The organism is Streptococcus cameli (genome assembly GCF_053207365.1).
Genome location: NZ_JBRUIM010000001.1, coordinates 789,886 through 801,472, shown reverse-complemented (window position 1 = coordinate 801,472; position 11,587 = coordinate 789,886). Strand labels below are relative to the sequence as shown.

At 41.2% G+C, this 11,587-nt stretch carries 13 protein-coding genes; all 13 read right to left on the bottom strand.

The genetic code is table 11. The features are described from left to right. Nucleotides 1–24: 24 nt before the first annotated feature. Nucleotides 25–150: a DUF4044 domain-containing protein gene (locus tag ACVR1I_RS04005; protein ID WP_447443010.1), complete on the bottom strand. Its 126-nt coding sequence runs from the start codon at nucleotides 148–150 to the stop codon at nucleotides 25–27. A 162-nt stretch (nucleotides 151–312) separates the two neighbouring features. Further along, nucleotides 313–1,182: a MerR family transcriptional regulator gene (locus ACVR1I_RS04000; RefSeq protein ID WP_447442750.1), complete on the bottom strand. Its 870-nt coding sequence runs from the start codon at nucleotides 1,180–1,182 to the stop codon at nucleotides 313–315. A 141-nt stretch (nucleotides 1,183–1,323) separates the two neighbouring features. Then, on the bottom strand, nucleotides 1,324–4,953 hold the full coding sequence (nifJ, locus tag ACVR1I_RS03995; protein WP_447442749.1) for a pyruvate:ferredoxin (flavodoxin) oxidoreductase: 3,630 nt from the start codon (nucleotides 4,951–4,953) through the stop codon (nucleotides 1,324–1,326). Nucleotides 4,954–5,058: 105 nt separating this feature from the next. Further along, the gene (eutM, locus tag ACVR1I_RS03990) at nucleotides 5,059–5,331 is read right to left on the bottom strand and encodes an ethanolamine utilization microcompartment protein EutM (protein ID WP_447442748.1); all 273 of its coding nucleotides are present in this window, start codon (nucleotides 5,329–5,331) and stop codon (nucleotides 5,059–5,061) included. Nucleotides 5,332–5,351: 20 nt separating this feature from the next. Beyond that, nucleotides 5,352–5,627 (bottom strand): BMC domain-containing protein, encoded by a 276-nt coding sequence (locus tag ACVR1I_RS03985; protein WP_447442747.1) that lies wholly within the window; start codon nucleotides 5,625–5,627, stop codon nucleotides 5,352–5,354. 20 nt (nucleotides 5,628–5,647) lie between these two features. After that, nucleotides 5,648–5,923, bottom strand: a complete 276-nt coding sequence (locus tag ACVR1I_RS03980) for a BMC domain-containing protein (protein WP_447442746.1) — start codon at nucleotides 5,921–5,923, stop codon at nucleotides 5,648–5,650. Nucleotides 5,924–5,938: 15 nt separating this feature from the next. Then, nucleotides 5,939–6,658 (bottom strand): phosphate propanoyltransferase, encoded by a 720-nt coding sequence (locus tag ACVR1I_RS03975; RefSeq protein ID WP_447442745.1) that lies wholly within the window; start codon nucleotides 6,656–6,658, stop codon nucleotides 5,939–5,941. Between the two features lie 11 nt (nucleotides 6,659–6,669). Further along, nucleotides 6,670–8,325: an acetaldehyde dehydrogenase (acetylating) gene (locus tag ACVR1I_RS03970; RefSeq protein WP_447442744.1), complete on the bottom strand. Its 1,656-nt coding sequence runs from the start codon at nucleotides 8,323–8,325 to the stop codon at nucleotides 6,670–6,672. 20 nt (nucleotides 8,326–8,345) lie between these two features. Next, entirely contained in the window at nucleotides 8,346–9,002 is a 657-nt protein-coding gene (locus tag ACVR1I_RS03965) for a BMC domain-containing protein (RefSeq protein ID WP_447442743.1), read from the bottom strand. Between the two features lie 15 nt (nucleotides 9,003–9,017). Next, nucleotides 9,018–9,653: a EutQ-related cupin domain-containing protein gene (locus ACVR1I_RS03960; protein WP_447442742.1), complete on the bottom strand. Its 636-nt coding sequence runs from the start codon at nucleotides 9,651–9,653 to the stop codon at nucleotides 9,018–9,020. An 81-nt stretch (nucleotides 9,654–9,734) separates the two neighbouring features. Next, nucleotides 9,735–10,031 carry a EutN/CcmL family microcompartment protein gene (locus ACVR1I_RS03955; RefSeq protein ID WP_447442741.1) on the bottom strand — a complete coding sequence of 99 codons (297 nt, stop codon included), beginning with the start codon at nucleotides 10,029–10,031 and terminating at the stop codon, nucleotides 9,735–9,737. Between the two features lie 12 nt (nucleotides 10,032–10,043). Next, nucleotides 10,044–10,886 carry an ethanolamine utilization protein EutJ gene (gene eutJ / locus ACVR1I_RS03950; protein ID WP_447442740.1) on the bottom strand — a complete coding sequence of 281 codons (843 nt, stop codon included), beginning with the start codon at nucleotides 10,884–10,886 and terminating at the stop codon, nucleotides 10,044–10,046. Further along, nucleotides 10,864–11,505, bottom strand: a complete 642-nt coding sequence (locus ACVR1I_RS03945) for a hypothetical protein (protein WP_447442739.1) — start codon at nucleotides 11,503–11,505, stop codon at nucleotides 10,864–10,866. The genes eutJ and ACVR1I_RS03945 overlap by 23 nt, the downstream gene beginning before the upstream one ends. Nucleotides 11,506–11,587: the final 82 nt, after the last annotated feature.

Sequence of the window (11,587 nt, the reverse complement as noted above, 5' to 3'; positions counted from 1 at the left end):
AGAAAAAACGCTAAAAAGCGTTTCTTACAAGAGTGCACTAATGGCTGGAAATACGAGTCCAGCAATTGTTGCCAACACCATCAAGATAATGACAACCATAGTCACTTTTTCAAATGTTGTTTTTTTGTGTTTTTCTTCTCCGAAAGCCATGGCTACTCCTTTTTTAGCTTTAATCATTCTCTTCATTTTATCATAAAAATGATATTTTTCCAATCATTGTCTTCCCAACCCTTAAAATACAAGAAAAGCCACAATTTTATCTTACGGTAAAATTGCGACTTTTTATGTATACAGCAAATCTTCTATAAAATTTCATTTGCGTGAACGCAAGTTGAGCTCATCTTTTTTAATAATCGGCATGATAATTTCTGTAACAAATTCGTCCTCGTTCTGAGTTACCCAGTAGTCGATGACATGGCGTTCAAAGCATTCTTCTTTTAATTCATACTGGTTTTCATTCGCAAAATCGATCATGTTTTGATAGGTTTCCTGAATCTTATCCAGAGAACCGATATGGTAACAGCTCAGGGCCATGAAACCACCAAACTTACCGTAATCTGACGCTTCTGGCAATACATGTTGCAGAATAGTTGAAAATTTTATTTCTCCTGCCATTTTTTTCTCATAAGAATCGTATTTTAAGATAACTGGACCAGATACTTCTAATTCCTTTTCTTCTAAAAATTTTGTCCATTCTAGGTTGATGATGGATTCTTTATGGCAATAGTTATAGGGTTGTTTAATGTGATAGTAAGATTGTTCTTCTTGGTAGTACTTGAGATTGATATTTGGATTAGCTTTATTTGACAAATAATTTTGCAAACAAATCTCTCCTTCAATAATCATCTGCAACCAGTCGTCAATGGATGTAATAGAAACAAGTAGTCGTTCTCGCTCTGCTTCTAACTCATCTCTACGCTGTTGTAAATATTGGTAATGCGTAGAACACCCATTAAAAAATATGAGTTCTTTGATTCGCTTTAAGTTTAAGCCAATTTGCTGGTAATACTTAATCATAGGAATCAAGAGTAAAGTCGATTTATCATAATACCGATAATTAGTTGTCTCAGAAATGTATTTTGGAAAAATGAGACCTAGACTTTCATAATACCGCAGTGTCTTTGCAGAAACGCCACTTATACTTGCAGCTTTCCCAATAGGAAATAAACCTTCTTCTACCATACCCCTCCTCTTTCTAGCATAATGTTATTTAAGACTGTCCTTTCATTATACACAAAATATGAAACCCCTTCCATTAAAAACCGTAATTTTCGTGGAACTGTTTCATAAATGAAAATGAAAGTCGTTCATAGGCAATTTGGTTTAAAACTCTAACTGCTTCAAAATATCTTCAATGGCATCCGGCGCTTGTTTGGTGCTTTGTTTTTTTATTTTTTTCTCCCTTTTCTCCATCTGTTTTTTGATAGTTAGATAGTCTCCAGATAGATTCGCATAGTTTTCAAAACGTCGCTTGGCTTGAGCTACTGTTTTCTCCAACAAGCGTTCTGCTTCTTCTGGATTGACTTGGTGCAAGGCTGAAAATCGTTCTTGCTTGAGCATAAAGGCCATCATTTGTCCAAAGTCTGGTCGTTTAAAATCTAAGGTCATTGGATTTTTATCCTGTTCACTTAAAAGTGGATTGTATCGGTAAAGTGACCAGTAGCCTGAGTCGACCGCTTCTTTAGCTTCTGTCAGGGTTTCACTCATCCCTCCTTGCAAACCATGGGTAATACAAGGAACATAGGCTATAATAATGGACGGTCCTGGATAACGCTCTGCTTCTTCAAAAGCCTTGATAACTTGAATCGGATTAGCTCCGCTGGCAACTTGTGCAACGTAAACATTACCATAAGTCATAGCCATCATTCCTAAGTCCTTTTTGGAGCTAGCATTTCCAGCTGCCGAGAACTTGGCGATAGCTGAACTTGGGGTTCCTTTTGAAAGATGACCTCCTGTATTGGAATAAACTTCATTGTCCAAAACAAGAATATTAACATCTGCTCCACTGGCAATTACATGGTCTAGTCCTCCGTAGCCAATGTCATAAGCCCATCCATCTCCACCAATAATCCATTGGCTTGGTTTGACAAATAAATCACGTTTTTCGTATAGACTTTGGAAAAGTGGGTGCTTGTGGCAGGATTCTTTCAAAATCGCACTAAGCTTTGTTGAGCGAGACCGCGTTCCACTTCCTTGATCAACATGGTCAATCCAATCTTGCAAAAGAGCTCTCAAATCAGTATCTGCTTCCCGCATGGCTTCTTCCATCATCGGAATTAGAGCTTTCCTGCGCGCTTCATTGGCGACAACCATTCCGTATCCAAATTCGGCTGTATCTTCCAATAAAGAATTGCTCCAAGCTGGCCCTTGTCCCTGACAATTTTTACTGTACGGTGTTGTTGGTGCGATTGCTCCCCAGATAGAGGAACAACCTGTCGCATTGGCAATAACCATTCGATCCCCAAAGAGTTGAGTTAAGAGCTTGACATAAGGTGTTTCCCCACAACCAGCACAAGCTCCTGAAAATTCCAAGAGTGGTTGTTCAAATTGGGTATGTGAAAGCGTTCCAGGTTTTCCAGGATTTTCTTTGACTCGAAGCGTCTGAGAAAATGCCCAATTCACCACTTCTTGGCTGATTTCATCTTGACGCTCATGACTGGCTTGAACCATTTTTAGAGCTTTTCCCGCTTTTGGACAAGCACTAACACATAAGCCGCAGCCTGTGCAATTTTCAATAGAGACTTGAATACGGTACATGAGGCCATCTTTGCCCTTAAAGTCCATGACGCGATAGCCTTCTGGTGCCACCTGCAACTCATCTTCTTCTGCTAAAAATGGGCGAATAGCTGCATGGGGGCAAACAAAGGAACAGCGATTACACTGGACACAGTGATTGCTATCCCACTCAGGAACTTCCCAAGTGATATTGCGTTTTTCTTGTGGAGCAAGCCCTAGAGGAATATCCCCTGCTGTCATGCCATTTTTTACCAAGGTGGAAACTGAAATTTTTTCACCTTCTAAACGATTCATCGGAAGCTGAATCTGACAAGAAAATTGACTAAGTTTTCCGTCTAACGCCCTATCTTCAATGGCCAGATCGCTCCATTCGCTTGGTACAGAGATTTCTTCGACAGCTCCCGTAGACCGTCGAATGACCTCCAGATACTTGAGCATCTTTTCAGGGGATTTTTGATGGTAGCTGTGTTTAATATCTTCTTCAATGACCTTTTGACTTCCTGGTAAAATACCTAGTATTTCAAAAAATGCCGTTTCAAGACAGAGGCTCGTTCTGGGAAAAATGTCAACATCTTGTGCAATCTGAAAAGCGTCTACAATATAGAATCGAATCTGATGCTGAGCCATGTATTTTTTCAGTTTCTTAGGTAATTTACGACAGGCCACCTCTGCCTTATCTGGGGTGTTGAGTAATAGCTTTCCGCCTTTTTTCAATCCTTTGCTAATATCGTATTTGTGCAAATAGGCCGGTGTCGATACTACAACAAAGTCCGTTTCTTGAACCGAATAGCTGGAGTGGATTGGCTGTTTCCCAAATCGTAATTGTGAAATGGTCAGGCCTCGTTGTTTTCTAGAATCATGATAAAAATAGCCCTGAATCTCTTGCTCTGTGTGCTGTCCAATCAGATGAAGGATGGATTTGCTAGCAGAAATCATGCCATCTCCGCCCAAACCCCATAAGGTCGCCTGAAAGGTATCTTTTGGCGTCAAATCGACAATTGGACCTGCTTCCAAAGACAGATGAGTTAGGTCATCTTCAATCCCAACTGTAAACTGTTTTTTGGGGGTGGACTTTGTCAATTCATTGTAAATAGCCAGAATTTGATCTGGGGTCGTATCTTTCGAACCAATGCCATAGCGACCTCCTATGATACGAGGTCGAAGCGAACTATCATAGAAAGCGGCTTGCACGTCTAATAAAAGTGGTTCTCCAGTTGAACCAGGCTCTTTTGTCCGATCCAATACGGCAATAGCTTTTACAGAAGATGGGACTTTTTCCAGCAAAGTTTCAGTTGGAAAAGGTCTATAAAGATGAATCTGTAAAAAACCAACTTTTCGACCGGATTTGTTGAGGTATTCAACGGTCTGTTCAATCGTTTGGGAGACAGAGCCCATTGCTACAATAACCTGCTCTGCCTCTGGATGACCGTGGTAATTCACCAAATCGTAATTCGTTCCTTGTATACGATTGATTTCATTCATGTATTTTTTTACAACATAGGGAGTAATCTGGTAGTTGCGATTAACCGTCTCCCTCTGCTGAAAGAAAATATCGGGTCCTTGATTGGTACCAGAAGCTGTGGGGTGGTTTGGACTCATCGCACGAGAACGAAATGTATCCAATGCCTCTTGATGGATTAGTCCTGATAAGTCCTGATCATCTAAGACCTGAATTTTTTGTAACTCATGACTCGTCCGAAAACCGTCAAAAAAACTAATAAAAGGAAGACTCGTTTCCAAGCTAGCAAGGTGCGCAACAGTTGCCAAATCCATGACTTCCTGAACAGAAGATTCTGCCATCATGGCAAAGCCAGATTGTCGAACAGCCATTACATCACTATGGTCCCCATAAATACTCAATGCATTTGTTGAAACGGAGCGAGCTGCCACATGAAAAACAGTAGGAAGTAATTCTCCGGCAATTTTATACATATTTGGAAGCATGAGCAAAAGGCCTTGTGACGAGGTAAAGGTGGTACTCAAGGCACCTGTCTTTAAAGAACCATGAACAAAACCAGCAACACCTGCTTCAGACTGCATTTCAACAATTTTTAAGGAGTGACCAAAGAGATTCTGACGGCCTTGTGTTTGCCAAACATCAACACTTTCTCCCATATTGGAACTTGGGGTAATCGGGTATAGTCCCGCAACTTCACTAAAAGCATATGCAATATGTGCCGCTGCTGTATTGCCATCCATAATTGCTTGATGTGTCATCGCTTCTCCCCCCTAACTTTTGGAATCTTGTCTCTCTTAGTAAAAACGCCCACCCTCTACCTTAGGATGGGCGTATGAATCATATATAACTTACTTTTCTGCCATTTACTTTGGTAAAATGGTTTCAACTTCGGTATGTGGACGTGGAATCACGTGGACTGATACCAACTCACCAACACGTTGTGCTGCGGCTGCTCCTGCATCTGTTGCAGCTTTAACTGCGCCAACATCTCCACGAACCATTACTGTAACCAAGCCACCACCAATGTGCTCTTTACCGACTAAGACAACATTAGCTGCTTTGACCATGGCATCGGCTGCTTCAATCGAGCCAATCAAACCTTTTGTTTCAATCATTCCTAGTGCTTCTGATTGCATAATAGACACCTTTCTTTTTCTTATTTATGGGTTAAAATAGTTTCGACTTCGGTATGTGGACGTGGAATCACATGAACTGATAACAATTCACCAACACGTTGTGCTGCAGCTGCTCCTGCATCTGTCGCTGCTTTAACTGCACCAACATCTCCACGAACCATCACTGTAACCAAACCACCACCTACATGTTCCTTACCAATCAAGGTAACATTGGCTGCTTTGACCATGGCATCAGCTGCTTCAATTGAGCCAATCAAACCTTTTGTTTCAATCATTCCTAGTGCTTCTGATTGCATAATAGACACCTTCCTTTTTCTTATTTATGGGTTAAAATAGTTTCGACTTCGGTATGTGGACGTGGAATCACATGAACTGATAACAATTCACCAACACGTTGTGCTGCGGCTGCTCCTGCATCTGTCGCTGCTTTGACGGCACCGACATCTCCACGAACCATCACTGTAACCAAGCCACCACCTACACGCTCTTTACCAATCAAGGTAACGTTGGCTGCTTTGACCATGGCATCAGCTGCTTCAATTGAGCCAATCAAACCTTTTGTTTCAATCATTCCTAGTGCTTCTGATTGCATATGTACTACCTACCTTTATGTTAATAATTTTAGTTTATTTTTGGCCGATACACCTAAGGCGTTGGCTTCTTCAGTGTCGATATGACACTCTAAGTTAAAACTTTCATGGACACGAATGGTCACATTTTGAAGAATTCCCCCTCGACTGCCTGGACATTCCAGAGAGACTTCTTGACCATCAACTACACCAAAATCTTTCGCATCAACTGGTGACATATGGATATGGCGTTTGGCTACGATACAGCCTCTGCTCAGTTGAATGGAACCTTTTGGTCCAATCAAGGTACACCCTGGTGTACCACTAATGTCTCCTGACAAGCGAAGTGGTGCTTGGATACCTGTTTTGAAACAATCAGAATAGAGCAATTCTACTTGACTGTCACTACGAACCGGTCCTAAGATACGAACTTTTTCAAGAACGCCTTTGGGACCAGCTACCAGCAAACATTCTTGCATGGCATACTGTCCAGTTTGCGATAAATCCTTTAGCCGTTGAAACTCATATCCCGGACCAAATAAAGCATCTGCATCAGCTTGTGATAGATGAATATGGCGATTGGAGACACCGATAGGAATGGCATATCCTGCAACATCCTTATTTGTTTGTGGCGTTGGTTCAATCGGTTTTGGTGTTTGCTGTTCAGCTAGAGATGTTCCTGCAGGAGAGGCTTCTAATGGTGCTTCTCCACCAAGATGGTCGATGACGCGGTAAAATAGTTCTTCTAATTCTTCCATCAAGTCACCTCCTATTTTTGCCGAAGAGCAGATAAGATTTCCCGGACGATTGCTTCGTTATCCACACCAGAAGTCGGTGGCGTTGTTGATGCATCAGCTTCTTTTACTGGCTCAGTTCCTTGTTTCTTTTCAAATTTTTCTTGAATAGACTGTGGGGTCTGTTTCAAGAAATCAACTGTTTCTGCAACTTCTATATGTGCTTTATGATGCACACTGGCTGACGAAACTGCATCTGATGATACAGGTGTTGCCATGGCTAATTTTGGCAGGGATTGGAATTCTGGATCATCCACCAAACTGGTTACGTCCTTGACACCATATGCAACAGTTTTTACATTTACCAAATGTTTTGGTGAAAGGTTTTCAGACATGGAGCTGCCTCCACCTGTTCCACAACCAAGTGTGAAAGAAACCGGCAATCCAGTTGAAATTCCAGTTCCACCTTGGCTTCCTCCAGTGTTAATCAAGATACGAGAAGCTGGTTTAGCAGAAAAACGTAAAATCATATCTGGGTCTTCTGTGTGCATGCTCATGGTATGGCCGATACCATTTTGCAAGAGACGAATGCTTAATGCACAAGCTTCCTCCCAATTTTTCACCACGTAGAATCCGATGACTGTGGTCAATTTTTCAAAGGAGAGCGGATTCCCCTGGCCTACACCAGCCTGCGGTCCAACAAGAATCTTGGTATCTTTTGGAACACAGATCCCTGCTGCTTCGGCAATTTCAAGTGCAGGACGTCCGACAAATTTCGGATTCATAGCTGGGTTACAACCGTGAGAATTGCCTCTAAAAAGTAATTCACAAACCTTATCGGTCTCTTCCTTACTCATCATGTAGCAACCTTGTTTACTTAATTCCCGTACAACAGTATCTTTATTGACTTCTTCACAGATAATGGATTGCTCAGAAGCACAGATTGTTCCATTGTCAAACGTTTTAGAAGCAACAATCGTACGAATGGCTTTTTCAACATTTGCAGTTCGTTCAATGTAGGCTGGAGAATTACCAGCTCCTACACCAATCGCTGGCTTTCCACAACTATAAGCGGCTTTGACCATACCTGGACCACCTGTTGCGATAATCATCGAAACATCTTTGGCATTCATCAACTCGTTAGTGGCTGCTAAAGATGGATTGGAAATGGAGCCAACGATATGTTCAGGTGCTCCTGCTTCAACCGCTGCTTTTCGTACAATCTCCACCGCTGCATTACTGCATCGTTTTGCAGATGGGTGCGGTGCAAATACAATCGCATTGCGTGATTTTATGGCTATCATGGATTTAAAAATCACAGTTGAGGTAGGATTGGTGGAAGGAGTAATCCCTAACAAGAGTCCCATTGGTTCTGCAACACTAAATACTTTATTTGTTTCATCAAAATCTAGGATTCCTGATGTTTGAACTTCCTTTATCTCCTTATAAAGAAGATGAGATGCTGCATAATTTTTGTAGGCTTTATCTGCTACCTTACCAAATCCAGTTTCTTCTACTGCCATATCTGCTAGATAGTAAGCATTCGCACTTACTGCCTTAACAATATTTTTTAATATGGCTTCAATTTGTTGATCAGAGAAAGTTGCTATCACATTGGCAGCTTGTTTCCCATTTCTTACAAGATCTCGTGCTTCTTGAATCGAACAGAGATCTACATCAATTGTCTTCATCTTTCGACCCCCAATATTCCCTATTGTGTTTCTTCATTGTTTTGCGTTTGGAAATCCTCTAACAAGAGGGCAATCATTTCACGTCTGATCATACTTTCTAAGACAGATTCCTCAATTTCAAGTCGTTCATTTTCTGCTACCAAAGCTCTAAGATCAGCTGCTCGTGTCTTGTTGAGTTTTCTTTTGTAATCATCAAAAGTCATCTCTTGTTCTTTTGTAACCAGTTCTTCTGATTGCATGTTAGGGGTTTCTTTAGGCACAACTTCTTCTTGGATAGGAACTTGACTTTCATTTGGCAAGATTTCCGATTCGATTGAAGGCTCTTTTTCAATAGGTACTTCTGTACTAGACGCTATTGGATAAGAAGTCTCCTCCTTGCCATCTTCTTGGTCTTTTCTTGGAGTTGCTAATCGATGAAGTTCTGCTAATTGCTCATCGGGACGAGGAATCACATGTGCTCCTTGTAGGTAATGTTCTCCAAGACGTCGAACAGCTTCAGCTCCCGCATCAACAGCTGTTTTAACGGCTCCAACATCACCAGTCACACTAACGTAGTACAAGCCGCCCTTGACTTTTTCAGTTCCTAAAAGCGTAACGTCTGCACATTTTAGCATCACATCAGCTGCTTCTACGGAACCGATAAAACCGTAGGTTTCAATCATTCCTAAAGCTTTCATACATCCGTCCTCTCATTACATCAAGTCAGACCAGTTGGAAGGGTAGGTTGTATAGAAAATTTTCGCATTATCTGGTGAGCCCCAAACAACATCTGAACCAGCCGGTACAAAGAGAACATCTCCTGCACGACCAACATAGGTTTGTCCATCTATTTCTACTGAAACCGTTCCGGAAATCACATAATCAATTTCTTCATATGGTAATTTCCATGCAAAGCTGGAATGATCAATGGTCAAGAAACCAGCACTCATCTTCGATTCGTCCTTGCTGACCAATTCTTGGAAACCGACTTTTGCTCCAGGCGTTCCTGTATCAAAGTCATCCATGCGTACCGTACCACCTTTGACCACTTTCAATCCATTCCCGTGAGTAACACAGCGATACGGAGGGGTTTCTTTTGCAGGTTCTGAATCACCGGTCAATAACATTTTCTTTAACAAGCAAAGCAATTCATCTGACGTAATGCTATCTAATCCCTTTCCAATGTTAGGAGTTTTGCATTCTTCTTTGCCTTCTTTAAAACAAATTCCGTGTTTTTTTGCTTCGTCACGCGCAGCTGGTGTCACGATTGTTCCTGGTTCTATGCAACAAACTGTTTGTCCAGCTTCGTGGCAACAAATCACATCTTTTGCTGTAATTAATTTTGCCATATTTTCTCCTTTTCTAAGATACAAGGAAACAACAATTCTTATTTCTGGGAAATTTTGCAAGACTTGTCATTTCTTTTTTAGCTATGAGAATCGTTCTATTTTTCCATTTTGTTTTTTGACTTCATCATAATTGTCGTCAATAATACCAATGACTGCGGCATCGACAGGCATATCATCATCGCCCATCATTCGGCGAGCTGCAGAGCCAGTCACGATGATAACTCGGTCACCAATGCCCGCACCAATCATATCTACAACAACCATCAATTCTCCTGCTCTACTGCCTCCTTTTACTTCGGCTAGTAGAAATTTTACCCCATTTAGGTTTTCGGATTTTCTGGTTGCCCAAATTGTATCTACTAATTCTGCAACAAGCATAACTGCCTCTTTCTAATATGCTATATCCTGACTGCAATTCATGGCTATGCCAATTGGTGTTACAAACATCGGATTTTTCGGTTTGATGGTTTTAATCTGAGTTTCTTTTTCAATAATGCTTTCGATTCCAGATAGACAGCTGGTACCACCAACAAGGTAGATAACATCAACATCCATCCCTTCGATGCTTTTCTTGATAATCGATGCGACCTTTTCAATGACAGGTTTTAAGACCCCGATTAATTCTTTATGGTGTTTGGGATTCCGTTTATAAGCATCCGCTTCATCAAAACTCAGCTTGTAAGCTCCCGCAACGACCAATGAAAAATGGGTACCGCCCGTTGCTTCATCAACAGACGCAATCACTTTTCCATCTTTTAAAATTGAAATTCCAGTTGTACCACCACCAATATCAACGATGGCGCCATTTTTAAGACCAACAATCGTATTGGCTGCTGTTGGCTCATCTAAAAGAGCTGTTAGCTCAAATCCTGCACCTTGCACAACATTTTTAATCGCTCCGCCATCTAGGGCGTCTGTACCAGGTGGCAAGGCTGCTGCTGCATACACCAATTCGGTTTCCAGTTGTTGTTCAAGTGATTCTTTTAATTCACGAACAATCTGAATAGCCCCGATGTAATCAACAACCATTCCATCACGAATAACAGATGCTGGTCTGTGAGCTCCGGCCACAATGTTTTTTTGCTCGTCTAAGACGACTAAGACAATATAGGCTGTCCCTAAGTCTACACCAGTCAGATACACTGAGCTAGTACCTTTGATTGGCTTTTTTTCAACACGCTCAAATTCTTCAACATATTGATCACACGTTTTAGGTAGCTGATGTGACGTCATGGCTCACTTCCTCTCTTTTTTGTAAATAATGAGCAATTAGCAGTCCGATACGGTTTAAAATCTCTGTCAATTTTTCATCACTGCTAAGTTCCAAGTCATTCAGCTGATTCATCAGGTGAAAATATAGTGGATAAACCTTTGTCAGGACACGTCCATGCTCTGTTTGAAGAAACAAACCAACATTGGAGAGGTTTCCAACAATAAAGTTTTTATCAACTGATTCAGCTAGCTCACTATTTGAAATAAATGGTGGTAAAACACTCTCACCTCCTGCAAGAAGAGTGGAGAGACAACGCTCTAACGTTGTTAATTCTTGTGCCACCGTCAAGTCAAAGGGAGCTAAATCATAGGCTACTTGCAACAATTCACAGCGAAATTCCAACCAACTGCTGTCATTAGCCCAATCCACATCTTTTTTCATTGGTGGACTTGAAGCTTTCCCTTTAGAGAATGGACCCGGTTTTCCCTGAATTTCTCGCTCATCAATGATTGCAATCTTGCGATCCAATAAGAAAGTGCGAGCTCCAGGAGTCAGGCGTTGATTTTTATGAACTGTAAACGTGTCAAATGGAAATTGATGATACTTTAGGCGTAAATCATCTTCAGTTAAAAATTTCATACTAACCTTCTTTCCTTTTAACAACTTCTTTCTCCACATTCATTTAGCTAAGACATCTGTAAAGTCTCGCAAAGTGATCCGT